Annotated in this window: 15 protein-coding genes; 5 read left to right on the plus strand and 10 right to left on the minus strand. The window is 73.5% G+C overall.

The window, feature by feature from the left end; translation table 11 throughout:
• Nucleotides 1-45: 45 nt before the first annotated feature.
• Genes O0S08_RS23225 through O0S08_RS23235 form a run of 3 tightly spaced genes read right to left on the minus strand, consistent with a single transcriptional unit; the run spans nucleotide 46 to nucleotide 3,921 of the window.
• Complete coding sequence (locus O0S08_RS23225) at nucleotides 46-2,361, minus strand: RelA/SpoT family protein (RefSeq protein WP_269041413.1); 2,316 nt, start codon at nucleotides 2,359-2,361, stop codon at nucleotides 46-48.
• Nucleotides 2,358-3,029 carry a guanylate kinase gene (gene gmk, locus O0S08_RS23230; protein WP_269041414.1) on the minus strand — a complete coding sequence of 224 codons (672 nt, stop codon included), beginning with the start codon at nucleotides 3,027-3,029 and terminating at the stop codon, nucleotides 2,358-2,360. The genes O0S08_RS23225 and gmk overlap by 4 nt, the downstream gene beginning before the upstream one ends.
• A complete protein-coding gene (locus O0S08_RS23235) occupies nucleotides 3,019-3,921 on the minus strand; it encodes a YicC family protein (protein WP_269041415.1) in 903 nt (300 codons plus the stop codon). Before O0S08_RS23235 ends, gmk begins: the two co-directional genes overlap by 11 nt.
• Nucleotides 3,922-4,089: 168 nt before the next feature.
• On the opposite strand from O0S08_RS23235, the gene O0S08_RS23240 reads away from it, so the two are divergent.
• Nucleotides 4,090-4,887 carry a hypothetical protein gene (locus O0S08_RS23240; RefSeq protein WP_269041416.1) on the plus strand — a complete coding sequence of 266 codons (798 nt, stop codon included), beginning with the start codon at nucleotides 4,090-4,092 and terminating at the stop codon, nucleotides 4,885-4,887.
• A gap of 48 nt (nucleotides 4,888-4,935) precedes the next feature.
• Here O0S08_RS23240 and O0S08_RS23245 read toward each other — a convergent pair whose 3' ends face one another.
• Together O0S08_RS23245 and O0S08_RS23250 are read right to left on the minus strand one after the other, a co-directional pair.
• A complete protein-coding gene (locus tag O0S08_RS23245; RefSeq protein WP_269041417.1) occupies nucleotides 4,936-5,091 on the minus strand; it encodes a hypothetical protein in 156 nt (51 codons plus the stop codon).
• Between the two features lie 233 nt (nucleotides 5,092-5,324).
• Nucleotides 5,325-6,923, minus strand: coding sequence for an ABC transporter substrate-binding protein (locus tag O0S08_RS23250; RefSeq protein WP_269041418.1), 1,599 nt, complete (start codon nucleotides 6,921-6,923; stop codon nucleotides 5,325-5,327).
• Between the two features lie 361 nt (nucleotides 6,924-7,284).
• Between O0S08_RS23250 and O0S08_RS23255 the strand changes: the two genes are divergently transcribed.
• From O0S08_RS23255 to O0S08_RS23265, 3 genes are all read left to right on the plus strand, one after another.
• Nucleotides 7,285-7,956, plus strand: coding sequence for a hypothetical protein (locus O0S08_RS23255; protein ID WP_269041419.1), 672 nt, complete (start codon nucleotides 7,285-7,287; stop codon nucleotides 7,954-7,956).
• Between the two features lie 8 nt (nucleotides 7,957-7,964).
• On the plus strand, nucleotides 7,965-8,396 hold the full coding sequence (locus O0S08_RS23260; RefSeq protein WP_269041420.1) for a hypothetical protein: 432 nt from the start codon (nucleotides 7,965-7,967) through the stop codon (nucleotides 8,394-8,396).
• A 204-nt stretch (nucleotides 8,397-8,600) separates the two neighbouring features.
• Nucleotides 8,601-8,924 carry a hypothetical protein gene (locus O0S08_RS23265; RefSeq protein WP_269041421.1) on the plus strand — a complete coding sequence of 108 codons (324 nt, stop codon included), beginning with the start codon at nucleotides 8,601-8,603 and terminating at the stop codon, nucleotides 8,922-8,924.
• A gap of 123 nt (nucleotides 8,925-9,047) precedes the next feature.
• On the opposite strand, the gene O0S08_RS23270 is transcribed toward O0S08_RS23265, so the two are convergent.
• The 5 genes from O0S08_RS23270 to O0S08_RS23290 all read right to left on the minus strand — a co-directional run bounded on the left by O0S08_RS23270 (nucleotide 9,048) and on the right by O0S08_RS23290 (nucleotide 17,501).
• Nucleotides 9,048-11,084 carry a hypothetical protein gene (locus O0S08_RS23270; protein ID WP_269041422.1) on the minus strand — a complete coding sequence of 679 codons (2,037 nt, stop codon included), beginning with the start codon at nucleotides 11,082-11,084 and terminating at the stop codon, nucleotides 9,048-9,050.
• A 97-nt stretch (nucleotides 11,085-11,181) separates the two neighbouring features.
• Nucleotides 11,182-13,395 (minus strand): Gldg family protein, encoded by a 2,214-nt coding sequence (locus O0S08_RS23275; RefSeq protein WP_269041423.1) that lies wholly within the window; start codon nucleotides 13,393-13,395, stop codon nucleotides 11,182-11,184.
• A gap of 226 nt (nucleotides 13,396-13,621) precedes the next feature.
• The gene (locus O0S08_RS23280) at nucleotides 13,622-14,620 is read right to left on the minus strand and encodes an ABC transporter ATP-binding protein (RefSeq protein ID WP_269041424.1); all 999 of its coding nucleotides are present in this window, start codon (nucleotides 14,618-14,620) and stop codon (nucleotides 13,622-13,624) included.
• Nucleotides 14,617-15,792: a tetratricopeptide repeat protein gene (locus tag O0S08_RS23285; RefSeq protein ID WP_269041425.1), complete on the minus strand. Its 1,176-nt coding sequence runs from the start codon at nucleotides 15,790-15,792 to the stop codon at nucleotides 14,617-14,619. The genes O0S08_RS23280 and O0S08_RS23285 overlap by 4 nt, the downstream gene beginning before the upstream one ends.
• A 221-nt stretch (nucleotides 15,793-16,013) precedes the next feature.
• Nucleotides 16,014-17,501, minus strand: a complete 1,488-nt coding sequence (locus O0S08_RS23290; protein ID WP_269041426.1) for an NAD(P)H-hydrate dehydratase — start codon at nucleotides 17,499-17,501, stop codon at nucleotides 16,014-16,016.
• Between the two features lie 208 nt (nucleotides 17,502-17,709).
• Between O0S08_RS23290 and O0S08_RS23295 the strand changes: the two genes are divergently transcribed.
• Nucleotides 17,710-18,372, plus strand: coding sequence for a hypothetical protein (locus tag O0S08_RS23295; RefSeq protein WP_269041427.1), 663 nt, complete (start codon nucleotides 17,710-17,712; stop codon nucleotides 18,370-18,372).
• The last annotated feature ends 76 nt before the right edge of the window (nucleotides 18,373-18,448 follow it).

Here is an 18,448-nt window from a genome sequence, read left to right on the forward strand (position 1 = left end):
ACCGGGCCGTGCGCCGGCCGGCCCCTGCCCGCCCCGGCTTTCGCGTCACTCTCCGCGTGAGAACACCCGCTCGACCGCCAGCACGCCGGTGATGTCGCGCAGGGTCGCCATCAGCGACGACAGCTGCTTGAGGCTGCGGACGGTCGTCTGGAAGGTGTTGATCGCGCGGCGGCCGCTGTCGTAGGCGCGGCAGTTGGCCTGCTTGATGTTGATCCCGTGGTGCGAGAAGGCCCGGCTCATCTCGGCGAGCAGACCGACGGTGTCGGTGGTGCGGACCTCGAGGGTGACCGGCCCGTCGATCTCCAGGCCCGACTCCCAGGCCAGGTGGAGGCGGCGCTCGGCGATCCGGCCGAGCGCCTCGGGACAGCCCTCGACGTGGGCCGCGATGCCCTTGCCCGGGACGAAGTAGCCGATCAGCGGATCGCCCGGCAGCGGCGAGCAGCACGGCGCCAGCTGGATCATGGGCGCGCCGGAGGTGCCGGCCTCGATGCGCTCGCGGGTGACGAGCAGCGGCGATCCCGGCGCGCCTTGCCCAGGGGCCAGGCGGCCGAAGCCCGGCAGCTTGGGCCCGGGCTTTTTGCCCGACATCCGCCGCAGCACCCGCTTGAACAGGTTGTCGTCCTCGTCGGCGACCGGCGCCAGCGCGTCCGCCACCACCGCCGGCGTGACCTGCCCGGCGCCGAGGGCCTCGTACAGCCCGTCCTCGGTGCGCAGGTCCTTGGGCAGGTCGAGGTCGGCGATCCGGCTCGCCACCTGCCCCTGAGTCTCGAAATCGGCGAGCTTGCGCCCGCGCCCGGCCAGCTCCGTGTCGAGCAGGCTGCGGCCCAGCGCCCGCAGCCGGTCGCGCTCCTGATGCCGCAGGTACTGCTTGATCCGGGCCTGCGCGCGCGAGGTCTGGCACATCTTGAGCCACTCCTTGCGCACCGCCGGGTTCGGCGTGGTGATGATCTCGATCGTGTCGCCCTGCCGCAGCTGATAGCGGAGCGGCACCATGTGGCCGTTGATCCGCGCGGCCGAGCAGTGGTTGCCGAGGTCGGTGTGGATCGCGAACGCGAAGTCGATCGGCGTGGCCCCGCGCGGGAAGGTGTGGATGTCGCCCTGCGGGGTGAACACGAACACCTCGTCGGCGAACAGGTCGGCCTTGACCGCGGCGATGAACTCGTGCGGATCGGAGACCTCGCCCTGCCAGTCCATCAGGCTCTTGAGCCAGGTGAGGTTCTGCCAGCCCTTCGACCCGGCGCGGTCGCGTCGCCACTCCGAGACGATGCCCTTCTCGGCGACGTCGTCCATGCTCTCGCTGCGGATCTGCAGCGTCAGCCGCACGCCGTGGGCCATCACCGCGGTGTGCAGCGCCTGGTAGTGGTTCTGCCGCGGCAGCGCGATGTAGTCGCGGAACCGGCCCGGCACCGGGGTGAAGCGGCCGTGGACCACCCCGAGCGCGGCGTAGCAGCCGGCGCGGTCGCGGGTGATGATGTGGAAGGTGACCAGGTCGGAGACCTGATCGACGCCCTCGTCTTGCTCTTCGGACAGGCGGTAGACCTGGTACGGCCGGCGCACGCTGGCCCGCACGCTGGCCCGCCCGAACAGCCCCTCGGGCCACTCGACGCGCTCGTCCTCGGGCTGGTCGGTCGGCGCCGGCGCGCTCGACCCGGCGGGCGGCAGGAACGCCGCCTGCAGCTCGGCCAGGCCGCGGGCCACGAACTCCGGCGCGCCGGCGAACAGGCCATCGATCTTGCTCTGCACGCCGTCGTAGATGGCGGGCTCGAGGTAACGAAAGGACAGGTCCTGCAGCTCGGTGCGGATCCACTGGATGCCGAGGCGGTTGGCCAGCGGCGCGTAGATCTCCATCGTCTCGCGGGCGATCCGCTGGCGCTTGTCGCCCGGCATGTGCTCGAGCGTCCGCATGTTGTCGAGCCGGTCGGCCAGCTTGACCAGCAGCACGCGGATGTCCTGGCTCATCGCCAGCAGCATCTTGCGGAAGCTCTCCGCCTGCTGCTCCTGGCGCGACAGGTACGGCACCTTGCCGAGCTTGGTCACGCCGTCGACGATGCCGGCGATCTCGCCGCCGAACTGCTCGGTGAGGTCGAACACCGAGAGGTCGCTGTCCTCGACCGCGTCGTGGAGGAGCGCCGCGATCACGCTGCTGGTGTCGAGGCCGAGGCGGGCGATCGTCTCCGCGACCCGCAGCGGGTGCGTGAGGTACGGCTCGCCGCTCTTGCGCACCTGCCCGGCGTGGCACTTCTCCGCCAGCGCGAACGCCTTCTCGACGGCGCTCGTGTCGGTCACGCCGTGGTCGCGCAGCTCGGCCAGCAGGGTCGCCGCGCTCGGCTCCGACGGCCTCTCACAGGCGGTCTCGCTCACGCGCCCTCCTTCTTGTCGCCGGCCGCGCCGCGCGCGATCCCCAGCACCTGCTGCCCCGACAGCACCGCCTCCGCGGCGGCGCGCTGGCGGGCACAGCGGTGGCTCTCGGCGATGTAGATCGCCCGCAGCGCGGCGTAGGCGCGGTCGAGGTCGTCGTTGACGATCACGTAGTCGTACTCGCCGTAGTGGCTGAGCTCGTCGCGGGCGACCCGCAGGCGGCGCTCGATGACCTCCGGCGAGTCGGTGTTGCGGGCCTGCAGCCGCCGCTGCAGCTCGCCGAGCGACGGCGGCAGGATGAACACCAGCACCACGTCGGTCGGGAAGCAGCGCCGCAGCTGGCGCCCGCCCTGGAAGTCGATGTCGAACAGCAGGTCGGTGCCGCTGACCAGCGCCTCGCGGACCAGCGATGCGGACGTCCCGTAGTTGTTGCCGTGGACCAGCGCGTACTCGGCGAACTCGTCGCGCGCGGCCATCGCCGTGAAGGCGTCGCGGTCGACGAAGAAGTACTCGCGCCCGTGGACCTCGCCGGCGCGCGGGGGCCGCGTGGTGTACGAGACGCTGAACTGGACCTGCGGGAACTCGTCCCGCAGGCGCCGGCAGAGGGTCGTCTTGCCGGCTCCAGAAGGGCTTGAAACAACTAGCAGCAAACCTTTGTAATCACTCGACATTCTGAACCTGCTCACGAATGCGCTCCACGTCTCCCTTGGCGGCGATGACGAGCGCGGAGCCGGCGTGGCTCGTGATCTTGCTGCCGATCGTGGTCAGCTCGCGGAACAGCTCTTGCGCCAGAAAATCCAGGACCTTGCCCTGCCCGACCTGCGCCGGGGCGTCGAGCGTCGCCCGCAGCTGGGCGAGGTGGCTGTCGATGCGCGCGAGCTCCTCTTCAATGTCCCCGCGCTGGACCAGCGCGGCAACCTCCTGGGCCAGGCGCTCGGGCGGCGGCGGACTCACGCCGGCCTTGTCGCACAACGCAGTGACGCGCTCGCGCAGGCGCGTCAGCAGCCGCTCGGACTCGCCGACGCGGGCCGACTGCAGCGCCGCGGTGTGACCCTGCAGCGCCGCGGCCAGCTCGCGCAGCGCCGCCTCGAGGGCCGAGCCCTCCTGCTCGCGCATGGCGCACAGCCCGTCGAGGGCGAGGTCGACGAGGCCGTCGAGCTCGGCGGGCGCGGTGGTCGGGGCCTCACCCGCGCCGCTGCTGCGGGCCGCGAGCAGGCGGAGCACGTCGAGCGCGGTGAAGGGCGCCAGCGCGCCGGTGCCGATGGTCTGCGCGTGCAGTTCGATCTGCCGCGCCTGCGCCAGCACCTCGGCGACCCGCTCGAGCTCCGCGGGCCCCAGCGCCGCGGCCCCGAGCGCCGCCTGCAGGTGGACGTAGACGTCGACGCGACCGCGTCGCAGCCGCGCCTCGACCTTGCGCCGCAGCGCGTGTTCGGCCGCCGCGCCGAACGGCTGGCGGATCTTCACCTCGAGGAAGCGCTGATTGACGGAGCGGAGCTCGACCCCGAGCCGCATCGGTTGTCCGGCGATCTCGGTGACACAGCTGGTCGCACCGAACCCTGTCATGCTGCGAAGCGGCACCTCTGCTCACTATCGCCTCCGCGGCCCCCGCCGCAAGTTGTGGAGAAAGCCCGACCCCGTGGCACCGACGCGTCGGTGCGCTGCGGATCGCCTGCAGGCTCGCGCGGGGGGCTACCGCGGGGGGCGCCCGAGCGCCTATGCTCCTGCCGGCGCATGGTCCGAGCTCGCGAGATCCCCGCCCGCGGAGCGTGGGCCCTGTCGGCGGTCCTCGCCGTCGGCCTCGCCCTCCCGGCCCGTGCCGCCGGCCCCTCGGCCTCGCCCGATCCCGGCGGCCCTGCACCCGGCCCGGTCGTCGGCGCCGCCGCTCCCGCCGCTCCCGCCGCGACCCCGGCACGCGCGGCTCACCCGCGGCTCAGCGAGCGCGAGCCGGTGCGGCGCTGGGCGATCGGCATCGAGGGGGTCGGTCTGCAGATCCCGCCCCTGCGTCCGCGGGTCGTCGATCTCGACGCGCGCTACCTCGGCAACTCGGTCGCCGCCGGCGGTGTCGGCGCGCTGGGTCGGGTCCGCATTCGCCCGCCGATCGCCCTCGAGCTGGCGGTGCGTTCGGGCTCGGTCCGCTACCGCAGCGAGAACGACCTGATCTCGCAGGACCTCCTGCTGGCCGAATTCGGCGCCCTGCTCTTCCTCGCGCGCGGCGACATCGGCCACTTCGCGCTCGACGCCGGCGTCGGCGGCCTCGCGCACGCGATCCGTTACGAGCTCGAGGGCGGCCGCGCGGGCGCCCAGATCGTCGGCGCCTTCACCGTCCGGGTCGGCGCCGACCTCGAGCTGTTGCTCGGTCGCATCGCCCTGACCTTCTCGCTCCGCGGCTACGGCGTCATCACCGACGTGGCGCGCACCCGTGCGAGCGGCCCGCTGTTCGCCGGCGAGAGCGCCGCGCTGCGTCAGGCCCCGCTGCCGCGCCACCAGACCCACCTGCTGGGCTCGGCTGGCGTCTTGTACAGGTTCTAAGAGACATTTCCCGACGGACATGCTCCGGGGAGCATGTCGCAAAGACCATCAACCCTCGGCGGCCTCGGCCTCGGCATCGAAGCGGGCGAACATCTGCTCGAGCCCGCGGTAGCGCAGACCGGCCTCGTCTTCGTCGTGTTGCGCGGCACCAGCGGCCGGGGCGGTCGGGAACAGGAGGTGAAGGAACAGGATCCACGTCGCCATTTGCTTGCGCTCCTCGTGTTGACCCGCTAGTAGCAGCGTGTCGCACCCGCCTCAACAATTCGGCAATTCGGCGAATAGCAGCCGCAGGAGCCCGATTCAGCCGCGAATTCCGCGGGCCGCCTCGCCCCGCTCGATCCGCATCCGCCGATCTCGCATCACGGCCGACGATCGCCGCCGACGCCGTCGCGCCGCCGAATTCTTGACGCGCGCGCCGCCCTCCACTGGCTCGCCGCTCAGGGCTCGCGGATCCACGCGTCGTCGGTGCGGCCCGGCGCGAAGCCGAGGCGATCGAGGCGCGGCAGATCGTCGACGAACTGCACGCCCGTCAGCGTGCGCGACAGCAGCGTCACCGCCAGCGGCGCATGCAGCACGAGCGCCGGGCGCAGCTCGCCGAGGCGCGCCGCGATCGCCTGCTTCGCCCGATCGCGATCGACGCGGGTCGACGCCGAGCGATACGTGTCGATCGCCGCGTCGAGCGTCTGGTCGGCCACCCCGGTCAGGTTGTGCGCGCCGCGGCTGTGGAACCACGGGTACAGGTCGACGTCGGTGCCCGACGCCAGCCGCGCCAGCGCCACGCTGAACTTGCCGGCGCGCAGCAGGTTCGCCTGTACGTAAGGCCAGCTGGCCGTCACGCTCGGCGCCTGCACCCCGAGCTGCTTCCACGCGCCGCGCAGCGCCCTCGCCACGCCCGTCGCCAGGCCCGGGCTCGCGTCCCACGTCAACGGCAGCCGCAGCACCACGCCCTGACGTCGCCGCACCCCGCGCTCGTGGATCCACCCGAGCTCGTTCAGGATCGCGTCGGCGGCGGCGCGGCCGCTCGCGTCGGTCGCCACCGTCGGCGGCGCCATCAGCGGTCCGAGCCCGGCCTCGGCGTCGCGGCCCTCGGCCAGCGCCACCAGGTCGATCGGCGCCGGCGCGTGGAGATCGACCGGCGCGGTCACGGGCAGCCCGGGCAGACCGTAGACCTGCAGCGCCAGCTCGCCGCGCGGGGCCGCGAGATCGAGCGCCGCCCGCATCCGCGGCCCCGATTGCGGCCCTTCGCGCAGGTTAAAGAGGAGCAGGTCGAAGCGCGCGGGGCTGATCAGATACGCGCTGAAGCGGGCCGCCATCGCCGGCTTCGCCAGCTCCTTCGGCACGTGGATCGGCGCCACCTCGGCGAGCACGTGGACCTCCGCGCGACGCAGGGCCGTCAGCGCCGCCGCGCCGTCGTCGATCGCCCGCAGCACGATCCGCCCGGCCAGCCCCGGCGCCTTGTGCGTGCGCTCGAGCATGAGGTGCACGTCGTCGCCGGCGACGAAGCGGAACGGCCCCGAGCCGATCGGCTGATCGGGCTGGGCCACACGCCCGCGCGGCACGATCTTGATCGCCGCGATCTTCTCGAGCGCCAGCGGGTCGTCGTGCTCGAACACCAGCCGCAGCCATCGTCCTGAGCTGTCCTTTGGGCCAGATGGCGGTCCGTCCGCCGGCATCGCCGCGCGCAGGCCGTCGAGGCCGTGCCGCTGGCGGAGCCCCTGCCCACGCGGCCCGAGCCACTGGTTCACGCTGAGCAGCGCGTCCTCGCGCGTCACCGGCGAGCCGTCGTGGAACTGCGCGCCCTCACGGAGGCGGCACACCACCCCGCGACCGGCCGGGTCGTGGTCGACCTCGCAGCGGTCGGCGAGCGCCATCTCGATCCAGGGGGCGTTGTCCCCCTGGCGCCGTACGAGGCCCTCGAACAGCAGGTCGTCGACCACGCGCTGGCCCCATGGGTCGAGCTCCGCGAACGGGTCCAGGCTGGCGGGCAGGCGGCGTACCGCGACGACCACCGTGTCCTCGGCGGAAGGCGAGATCACCGGGGTCTGCGGACGGACTTCGCTCGGACCCTCTGCGGGTGGGGCCTCGGCCGGTGGACTGCCGCAGGCGCCCGCGAGCGCGAGGCACGCCGCCGCCAGAGATCGCAGGAGGGCCTGCCTGCCCCACGCTCTCGGTCTTCGGCGGCGGACCGGGAGTGGGGCCGCCACCTGCGCGCGTGGGGCCAGGGCGTCGCTCGGCGATTGCACCCCCACCGTCTACCAAACGGCCCGAGCACTTGAAACTACGCGCGTGCGCGTGATACAGCCACAATCGTCGGTCTTCCCCCGCGGGAAGGCTCGGAGGACGACGCTCCCGATGATGCGCTCTGCTTCTACGCTCCTGATCACGACCGCACTCTGCATGGCTCCATGGGGCTGCGGAGGCGAGCCGGCCCCCAAGGTCAAAAAGTCCCAGGAGGACGAGGGACCGTCGGCGGCGGACAACGTCAAGTTCGAACTCCCGCCGCCGCCCGACTTCGACGAGGGCAAGGTCGCCGAGAAGTGGGAGGACGGCGCCTGGTCGGTCTACGGCCTCCGCAAGGATCTCGAGGAGAACGTCAAGGTCGGCGACGCGGGCCAGGAGATCGAGCTCAAGGGCTTCGTCCAGGACATCTACGAGCCGCCGGTCTGCCCCGAGGGCGAGAAGTGCCCGCCCGGCAAGCAGCCGCACATCTGGATCACCGACAAGGCCGAAGAGAAGGGCAAGAAGCGGGCGATGATGGTGGTCGGCTACCGCTTCACGATCCCCGACTACGACGCCAAGCGGTGGGAGAAGGTCCCTGACGTGGTGTTCGAGAAGGGCAAGCAGTACACCTTCAAGGGCAAGTTCAAGCGCTTCTCCGACCAGGGGTTCGCCGACGCCCGCGGCCTGCTCGACTTCACGTACTACAAGGCGATCGACCCGACCACCGGCACCGAGGGTTGGATCGCGCCGAAGGCTGCGGCCTGGCACCCGATCGAGCTGCTCCGCGTCGAGGAAGAGCAGCGCAAGCTGGTCGAGAAGGTCAACAAGGGCAACAAGAAGGGCAAGTGAGGCACGCCGTGCACAAGATCTTCCTGGGCTCGCTCTTCAGCTTCACCCTCGCCTTCTCGCTCGGCGCCTGTACGGCCCCCGAGATCGACTCTTGCGAGAACTTCCGGGAGACACGCAGCACCTGCGACGGCAACAACTCGTTCAGGTACGAGCCGGTCAATTACGACCTCTGCAACAACGTCGATCCGGAGTGCAAGGAGTTCTACGACTGCGCCGCTGCGCTGTCGTGCGTGCCCGACGGCAACTTCACCTGGCTCCTCGGCGTGGAGAAGGTCGACGCGAAGGTCGGTGGCCAGGCCTGCGTGCCGCGCAGCGTCGATCCCGAGTGCGGCAAGAAGTGCTGCCCGATCGAGAACTACCGCACCCTGTGTCCGCAGCCCGAGGACAAGGAGTGCACCGACGACGACCTCCGGATCCCCGAAGAGGAAGAGGACGAGTAGTCCGCTGCGTCGCGCGTGAGGGCGGCCCCGGCTCCGAGCTGCGGCCGCCCTTTCGTTTTGGGTCGCCGCACGATCGCGGCTCGTCGACCACGCGACGAGGACGAGCGCCCGCGGCCTGCTCGACTTCACCCCTCCCGTCGCGGCGGTTGCTCCGCGGCAGCGAGACGTGCAACGCTCGCACGGACCGGTCCAGAGAGGCTCACCGTGCACAAGTTCTTCCTCGTCACCGCGTTCGCGTTCGCCGCTGCCTTCACCCTCGGAGCCTGCACTACGCCCGAGGTGGAGTCGTGCGAGCAGTTCAAGGAGGCACGCGCCACGTGCGACGCCAAGAACGGCAGCGACACGAGCTCGGAGGACAAGGACGCCAACCTCTGCGACAACGTCGACGCCGAGTGCAAGGAGTTCTACGACTGCGCCCGGCAGCAGGAGTGCGTCGAGGTCGGCGGCGTGTTCCGCCTCGACTACGCCAAGATCTGCACCATGCCCGAGGGCAAGGAGTGCACCGAGATCGCCGCCTCGAGCGAGTGACGTCACCGGGCGAGCCGTGAGCCGGACGCGCGACCTCGGTGCTGCGAGTGACGCGAGCGTCCATCGGTCGTGGCCCCGGCGCTACGCGAGGCACGCGCGCTCGACTCGCAGCCACGCTGCAGCTCAGCGGCGCGTCGCGGCCTCGGACGCGTAGTACCAGTCGGCCCCGCGCAGGCGCACCCATGCCGGCTTCTCCTCGATGGTCGGGCCGACGTCGAGCGTCACCGTCGCCGCTCCGGGCCGGAGGATCTTCGCCGTCGTCGGCTCCCCGCGGGGTTCGCCCTGCCTCAGGCCCACCGCGCGGAACTCCTCCCAGCCCGTCAGCTCCGCCAGCAACGCCGGGTCGCCGGAGGTCGTCCACGTCGCCTCCTCGATCGCCTCGCGCGTCGCCGTCGCCGAACGTGTCCCCGAGGACAGCTCGATGCGCCGCGCCTGACCGAGCCAGAAGCGCAGCGGATCCGTGTAGAGCAGGTCGTCGGCCAGCGCCGCGCAGGTCGACTTCGGCAGCAGCGCCGCCCGCGGCTGGTTCGGCACGTGGCCCACGCAGTCCGGGTGCAGCTCCAGCGCCGCCGCCTCGCTGCCGGTCCGCTCGACGCGGATCGTCCGCAGCGGCGCCGTCACCGGCCGATCGGTCCACGCCTCGGCGCGAGCCGCCTGCAAGGCCGCCAGCATCGCCTCGAGCCGGACCTCGTCGAGGGCCGCGGCGCCGTCGGGGTGCACCGGCGCGTCGAGGCGCCAGACCCCGAGGTCGAGGCGCACGCTCTGGCGCACCCCGTCGCTCCCCCGGCCCGGCAGGATCTCGAGCTCGCGCACCTCGCCTGTCCCGAAGGACAGCAGCCGGCGCTCCGCGAACGTCTCGCGGGTGAACGCCAGCGCCAGCGGCTCCTCGCGGGCGACCACCAGCGGCGGCCCCTCGTCGCGGCGGCACGCCAGCGGCACCCCGTCGGCCGGCCCGCAGCGCAGGCGCAGCCGCTGGCTGCTGTCGGACTCGATCGTCAGGTCGACCTCCGAGCGGAAGCCCACGAGCGGACGGGCCGGCAGCTCGACCGGCGCCTGCTGCAAGCTCGTCCACCAGCGGAACACCTCCGGCTCGGCGACCTCGTGCAGCGCCCCATCCTGCTCGACCACCCAGCCGCCGCCCAGGCGTCGCAGTCGCCGGCTCTCCGGCGCCTCCATCTGCACCGCCAGCACCCGCCCGTAGGCGTAGGGCGCCAGCTGCGGCTCGATCAGCCCGCCGTCGGGGTCGTCGATCGGCCACGGCGCGTCCACCTCCGCCGCCACGCAGCCGCGCGTCCCCGCCCCGCGATCGACCACCACTCGCCCCGGCTCGCCCGGGCACGGCGGCCCCAGCCGGACCTCCCAGCGCCTGCCCGATCGGTCCTGTACTTCCAGCCATGGCGAAACGGGCAGCTCGTTCGCCTCCGCCGGCGCCGGCTCGAACTCCGCCGCGACGATGCGATCGAGGCGCAGCGCCACCGCCGGCTCCGCCAGGATCTGCGGCGTCGCCCCTGCCACCACACGCCACAGAGCATCCGCCCCGCGGGCCAGCTCGAGCGGCCCCACGCGCACCGCCGCCGCCTCGCTGGCCTCGATCGGCACCAGCCGCCGCGACAGCCACGCCGAGGCCGGCTGGGCCAGCGCCGCCGCCAGCTCCGGCTCGACCACCCAGGCGCCCGCGCCCGCGATCGTCCCGTAGTCCCCGACCCCGTCGCTGGCCGTCCCGTGGAGCGTCACCGCCTGGCGCCGGCCGTCGACCTCGACCGCGATCTCGCCGCGCGCCGGCCCCAGCGCGCTGTCCTCGGCCACCGCCCGCAGCGTCGTCGCCATCCGCAGCGAGCTCCACAGCCCGGTCAGCCCCTCCGCGTCGGCCGGGCCGAGCGGCCGTTCGCCGACCAGCACCAGGTGCTGCGCGTTGTCCCCGGGCGTGAGGATCACCGGCGGCTGCCCGGCCTGCGCGAGCGTGATCGTCGCCCGCTCGAGCTGCGCCTCGCCCAGCTCGGGGAACACCCGCCGGGCCGCCGACTGCGCGCTGTAGACCATCGGCGCCGCCGGCCCGCCGGCCCACGGGTCGAAGCGGAGCAGCGCCGCGCTGGCGATCGCCGCCGCCGCCAGCGCCAGCGTCAGCGGCCGCGGGCGCCAGCCGGCTGCCCGAGAGAACATGTCCTTCACAACATGTCCCGTCATACGCCTTGCCTCCACGGCCTCACCAGCGCCGACGAAGATGTCTGAGCGGACATGTCCCTCATGACATGTCCCATCATACCCGCCGCCTCCACAGCACCCACAGCCCGAGCGCCGCCCCGAAGCCCGGCAGGCCGACCAGACACATCCACACCATCTGCGCCAGTTGGTCCTCCTGCAGCACCAGCTTGACGTGCTCGCGCGGGCGCGGCCGCAGCCCGAGCAGCGCGTCGCGCTCGCTGAGCCAGCCGACGGCGTTGAGCAGGAAGTCGCGGCCGCGGTCGTAGACCACGTCTTCGCGGAGCAGCGCGTTGAGGGCGAAGTCGGCCGAGCCGACCACGATCATGCGCGACCCGCCGAGCTCCGCCGCCGCAGCGATCGGCACCGGCCCCTCGCGGTCGACCGCGGGGTCGAAGCGGGGCGCCTCGCCGCGGGTGAACGCCAGGATGTCCGCCTCGGCCCAGCCGCGCTCGCTCGTCTGGATCAGCGTCGTCGCCGGCGGCTCCACCGTCAGCTCGCGCACCTGCAGCAGCGAGATCGGCTGTCCGACCAGCCGCGCAGTGGCAGGGTGGTCGCCCCACCCGTCCTGCAGCGTGAACGCCAGGAACGGCGTCGCCCCGGCCATCGGCGACGGATCGACCACCACCCGCTCGCCGAAGCGGATCCCCCGCCGCGCAGTCAGCTCCTCGAGCCCGTTGGGCGCCAGGCCGCTGGCCCCGCGCAGGATCACCGCCCCGGCCAGCAGCAACACGTCGCCGCCGCCGGCCACGAAGCGCTCGACCTCCTTCACGTGCTCCGGCGGCAGCGGCCCCTGCGGCCCGCCGACCAGCAGCACGTCGCAGCCTGCGAGCCCCTCCGGCCCCGACAGGTCGGCGATCCGCACCGTCAGCCCCGCGTCGGTCAGCAGGTCGCGCAGGTGCGCGTAGCCGCTGTACGGCTCGAGGCTGTCGAGCGCCGGCTCACCGTGCCCCTGGGTCGCGCACACCACCACGCGGCGCGCGTCGGTCACCGCCAGGAACTTGCCGAGCAGCGCCTCCTCGCCGCGGAACTCCTTCACCCGCGGCCCCGTCACCTGTACGTCGGGACCTGTCGCGAAGGACACCAGGTCGGACGGCAGCAGGTGCGCCTTGCGCAGCCCTGCCCCCTGGCCCGAGCGGATCAGCACCACCCCGTCGGCCAGCTCGCGCCCGGTCAGCGCGTAGTCGCCGATCGCCGCGCTCGCCTCCTGGTGATCGCGGTCGGGGTCGACGAAGCGCACCCGCAGGTTGGGCGCCGCCGACGTCATGCGGGCCAGCACCTCGCGCAGCTCCGACTGCAGCGGGTTCGGCCGGCCGCCGCCGATCGTCGACGGCACGATCACGGTCACCTCGACCGCCGCCGGCAGCCCCGCCAGCACCTCGCGCGCGCGCTCGCTGAGCGAGTACACGTGGCCGCCGGTCCAGTCGCCGCGCTCCGCGTGTCGGCTCGCCAGCGTCGCCGCGTTCGCCAGGGTGAACGCGGCCAGCGCCACCTGCAGCCCGTGCTCGAAGCGGCGGCGCGGGCTGACCGCCACCACCGCCGTCAGCAGCAGCGCCGTCGTCACCGCGACGTGCAGGTACACCCAGCGCGGGTCGACGATCCCCTGCGCCAGCTCCTGCATCATCGTCAGCAGGCTGGTCGCCTGGATCGCCTGGCTCGCCGCCTCGGACTGCACCTGTCCTTCGAGCAAGCCGCTCATCACCGCGATCGTGCACACCACGAACGTCATCACCGCGGCGGCCAGCTGGCTGCGGGCGATCGCGCTGGCCACCAGCCCGACGGCCAGGAAGCTCGCGCCGACCAGCCCGACCCCCAGGTACCCGGCCAGCACCGGCCCGACCTCCGGCCGCGCCCCCGCGCCCATCAGCAGCACGTAGAACGCCGCCGTCGGCAGCCACAGCGCCGCGTAGAACGCGTAGGCCCCGGCGAACTTGCCGGCGATCAGCTGCCCCGGGGACAGCGGCGCCGTCAGCAGCGCCTCGAGCGTCCCGAGCCGCCGCTCCTCCGCCACCAGGCGCATGCTCAGCGCCGCGCAGATGAAGATCACCGGCAACCAGAACAGGAAGAAGCTGCCGCCGAAGTAGAACTGCATCACCGGCCCGGGCGCCGCCAGCGGGTCGTTGAGCACGCGCAGCAGCAGCGCGAAGTTGTAGCCCTGGTTGAGCAGGAACAGCGTCGCCACCAGGTACGCCAGTGGCGTCACGAACAGCGACAGCAGCTCCTTGCGGGCCACGTGCCAGGCCCCGCGCAGCCACCAGCCGAGCGCGCTCACCGTTCACCTCGCCGTTCGCACATGTCCGCAAGGACAGGCACGCACCGCGCCGCCCTGCGCCGTGCGGACCTCGCGGCCACCCCGCGGGTCGCGCTCCGCCTCGCCCGTCGGCGCCCGGCACAACCTTCCCGTTTGGACATGTCGCCAAGGACAGTCGCTTCCAGCTCGCCCGCCGCAGCCATGCGCTCTGCGGACCTCGCTGCCGCCGCTTTGGAGCCCGTCGCGCTCACGCCCCACCTCGCCCCTCGGCCTCCGGCGCCGCCTCGCCGCTCGTCAGGCGGTAGAACCGCTCCTCGAGGCTGCGGCGTCCGATCTCGAGCCGCACCGGCGGCACCCCGGCCTGCAGGCTCGCGCGGCCGAGCGCGGCCGCCAGCGCCTCGGCCTCGCCCACGTCGGCGCAGCGGACCCGCGCGCGCGAACCGGCGCCGTCGGCCACCGGCCCCTCGACCTGCGGCCCGCCGGCGCCCGCCAGCGCAAGCACCTCTGCCGCGCGCTCGGGCGGCCCGTCCCAGCGCGCGTGCACCTCGCTCGCGCGCAGCGCCTCGGCCACCGACTCGTCGGCTACGCAGCGGCCCTGCGCCAGCACGATCACCCGGTCGCACAGCGCCTCGACCTCCGCCAGGATGTGCGACGAGAAGATCAGCGTCTGCCCGCCGCCGAGCGACTTCAGCATCGCCCGGATCTCGAGCACCTGGTTGGGGTCGAGGCCGACCGTCGGCTCGTCGAGCACCACCAGCGGCGGCGCCCCGAGCAGCGCGTCGGCGATCCCGACCCGCTGGCGGTAGCCGCGGGACAGGTGGGCGATCGGCCGCTCGAGCATCTCCGTCAGGCCCGTCTGTTCGGCCACTCGCCGGATCTCCGCCGGCCGCGCCCGCCGCGGCACGCGCTTGATCGCCGCGCGAAAGTCCAAATGTTCGCGGACTCGCAGCTCCACGTAGAGCGGCACCTGCTCGGGCAGGTAGCCGACCTGCTCGCGCACCTGCAGCGACTGCGACGCCGCGTCGAGCCCGGCCACCGCCACCTTCGTCTCCGGGCCCGCCTGGACCGGCAAGAACCCGCACACGATCCGCATCAGCGTCGACTTCCCGGCCCCGTTCGGACCCAGGAGCCCCACGCGCTGGCCCGGCGCCACGCGAAACGACACGTCACGCAGCGCCGGCGTGGGCGCCCCCGGATAGCGGTGCGACAGGTGGTCGACCGCGAGCGACGCCGGCGCCCGACTCATTTCGCCGTCGCCGGCGCCCCGGCGCCCTGCCCGGCCTTCGCCGCGCCCGGCGAGCCCTTGCCGTCGTTCGCCGCGCCCGGCGAGCCCTTGCCGTCCGCCGCCGCAGCGGCCCCCGGAGCGCCCGCCGCACCTGTCCCTTGAGCGCTGTCCTTCGCGTCCTGTCCCTTCGCACCTGCTCCTGGGGCGCTGTCCTTCGCGTCCTGTCCCTGGGAACCTGCCCCTTGGGCCACATCACTCCCGCCCGCCGCGGCCTCGGCCGGCGCCGGCCCGGGCCGCGACTCGAGCGGGTCGCGCTCGATCTCCTGGATCGCCCACAGCATCGCCGCCTTCGCCTCCGGGTGGGCCTCTCGCGCGGCGGTGTCGGTCAGCGGCGCCTTGTAGCCGACCAGCCGCTGGCTGCCCATCGCCTCCGCCAGCGCCTGGCGCACGACAGGGTCCGGCTCGCGCTTCAGCGCGTACAGCAGCGCCAGCGCCGTCCCGTTGTCGCGGGCCGGGATCAGCGCCCGCGCGCACGCGGCCCGCTGGTCGACCGGCATCACGTAGGTGCCGTCCTTGTTCTGCAGCGTCAGCCCGTCGATGAGCCCGCGGCGGCGCATCTCGTAGGCCGCGTAGGCCTTCGTCGCCTCCTCGGTGCGGCCCGCCTTCACGTTGACCTCGCCGAGCAGCAGCCACGCCTCGAGGTCGTCGGGGTCGTCCTTCACGACCGCCTCCTGCTCCGGGATCGCCGCCTCGAATTGCCCGTCGGCCGCCAGCGCCAGCGCCAGCACCCGCCGCGGCTCGATCTCGTTCGGCAGCAGCGCCAGCGTCTGGCGGTAGAAGGAGATGGCCGTGCGGCGGTCGCCCGCCCGCTCGTGCAGCGTCCCCAGCAGCAGGCTCGCGTTGGCCCGCAGCGGCGCGTCGGCGGCGTTGTCGGCGATCTCGCGCAGGCCCGGCCCGAGCTCGGTCACGATCCGCTGGGGACCGTCCTTGTCCTCCGGCAGCAGCGCCGCCAGCCGCTCCTTCGCCTGCAGGTACAGCTCGGCGCGCGACTCGTCGGTCGGACCCGCCTTCGCCTCCGGAGCGGCCTTCACCTCGGCGCGCGGCTTCGGCGGGGGCGCCGGCGGCTGCCCCTCCCCGCAAGCACCGAGACCGAGGAGCACCACCGCGCACCACCACGCCGAAACTGTTCGCATGGCCACGGGACAACGCCCTCGGCGACTCGGTTCCCGCGCGCGCGTTCGCTGCTGCACGCCGGAAAGGTGCCACAGGTCCCGCCCCTTGAACACCCGGCCGCGCGTCCCCCGAGACGACCGCGTCGGTCGAGCGGCCGCAGCGACTCGCGGGCCCGAACGACGCGCCGACCTCCGCTGCGACGACCTCGCAAACAACAGCGACCCGGGCCCGCTCGAGTCGATCAGCCCAGCACTCGCCGCGGGAACCGCGGGTGCGTCTCCTCGGGCGCCGCCAGCACCGCCGCGACCGCGTCGGCGATGTCCAGCGCCACCGCGCCCACCGGCAAGCGGTCGCCCGCCGCCCCGTGCACGTGCACCCCCACCGTCGCCGCGGCCCACGGCGCCAGCCCTCGCCCGAGCAACGCCGCGATCACCCCCGCCAGACAGTCCCCGCTGCCCGCGGTCGCCAGCGCCGGCCCACCGCTCACGCACACGGCCAGGCGCGAGCCCTCGGCCACCAGCGTCCCCTCGCCCTTCAGCACCACCGTCGCGCCCGTCACAGTCGCCAGCGACCGCGCCGCGAGCGGGCGGTCGGTCTGCACCCGCGCAGCCGTCCACGCCTCGCCTGTCCTCGCGGACAGCAGGCGAGCGGCCTCCGCCGGGTGCGGCGTGATCACCCGCGGCCTGTGCGACGGCGCCGCGATCTCGGCCAGCGCCGACGCGTCCCACACGGCGGCCCGCGGATCTTCCAGCCACAGCGCCGCCAACCCCGCGCGATCCTCCGCCCGCACCAGCCCCGGCCCGACCACCAGCACCTTGGCCGCCGGCACCGGCTCGGCGCCGCCGCGCGGCTGCACCATCAATTCCGGCCGGTGCGCCAGCAGCTGCGCCTGCACCTCGCGATCGTCGGTAGCGATCGTCACCAGCCCCGCCCCGGCCCGCAGCGCCGCCGCCCCGGCCAGCACCGCCGCGCCCGGCGTCCCCGCCGATCCGCCGACGATCCCCACGTGCCCGCGCTCGCCCTTGTGCCCCCCGGGCCGCAGCCGCGAGATCACGCGCGCCACCTCGGCCGGGTCGATCAGACATGTCTCATCAGACATGTCCTGAGAGACAATCCCGATGTCGGCCACCACCACCTCGCCGGCCGCCGCGCGCCCGGGCGTCACGTGCAGCCCCGGCTTCGAGCGCACCAACGTCACCGTGCGGTCGGCCGCGAACGCCGGCCCCGGCACTTCTCCGGTGTCGGCGTCGATCCCGGTCGGGATGTCGATCGCCAGCTTCGGCCCCGACCGCGCGTTGGCCCACGCCACCGCCGCCACGAACGGCTGACGCAACGGCGGCGCCGCGCCCGTCCCCAGCATCGCGTCGACGATCAGCGCCTCTTCCTGACTCGTCGGCAGGCCGCGAGCGATCGGCACCCCCAGCTTCTCCGCCAGAGCCACCTGCTGCGCCAGCTCCGGGCTTTGGCGTTCGGTCAGCAGGAACGCCCGCGCCGGCACGCCCCAGCCATGGAGGATCCGCGCCACCGCCACCCCGTCGCCGCCGTTGTTGCCCGGCCCGCACAGCGCCCACACCGGCAGCTCGCCGCGCATCGCCAGCGCCTCGCGGGCGCAGCACAGCGCCGCCCGCTCCATCAACACCGGCGACGGCGTCCCCAGCTCCGCGATGGTGTGGCGGTCGGCCGCGGCCGCCTGGCTCCTCGTCCACAGCGTCGCCCAGGCTCGCGTCATGCCCGGCAGCATAACCGCTCCCGCCCGCGCGTGCGAGCGCCCGGCCGCCGGCTCGGCGAATCACATGTCCCGAAGGTCATGTCCTTGCCGACGTCGACCCTTCCTGCCATCCTCGGCCGCGATGGGTCGGGTGCATCCTCGTCGGTCCGCCAGCGCGTGTGTTCGGCTGCCCGGGCTCGTCGCGCTGCTCGCCGCGCTCCCGGCCTGCATGTCCTACGGCCCGCCCGTGCGCAGCCCCGGCTACGGCGCCCCCGGACGGATCCGCCAGGGCCAGCTCGAGCTCGGCGGCGCCGTCGCCCACCCCGGCAATCCCGGCAGCGGCGGCCCGTTCATCGGCTACGGCGTGCGCGACTGGGCCAGCGTCGAGGTCGGCGCCGACTTCTCGTTCCGCCAGTGGGCCCTCGGCTACCTCGGCGGCCGCTTCACCTACGCGCCCAACCGCGACCGCAAGCTCCACGGCGCCCTCGACGGCGAGCTCGGCGTCGGCGGCGGCGCCGGCGGCCACTTCTACTGCCCCCAGCAGCCGTGCGCCGACGCCCGCGGCTGGAGCGAGCGCGCCGCGCTCGGCGGCTACGTCGGCGGCGGCGCCGGTTATCACTTCAGCTTTTTCGCCCTCTACGCCCGCGGCCGCCTCCAGGCCACCGCCGCCGAGGGCCTGCCCTCCACGCTGTTCGGCAGCCTCCACGGCGGCATGCAGTTCCGGATCGCCCGCCACGTCGACATCTTCGCCAGCGGCGGCGTGTTCGGCCTCCACAACCGCGAGGGCGGCGAGGTGAACCCCTACTGGGACGTCGGCCTCTCGGTCTACTTCGACGTCGTCCGCCGCAAGCAGCAGCCCGCCGCACGCCTGCCGTTCCGCATGTCCTTCTGAACATGTCCGAAAGGACTACCTGCTGACCAGCGCCGCCCCTGGCCTGCGCAGCCGCTACCTGCCCGCCGCGACCTCT

This window comes from Nannocystis punicea (assembly GCF_026965555.1).
In the GTDB taxonomy this organism is placed as follows: Bacteria; Myxococcota_A; Polyangia; order Nannocystales; family Nannocystaceae; genus Nannocystis; species Nannocystis punicea.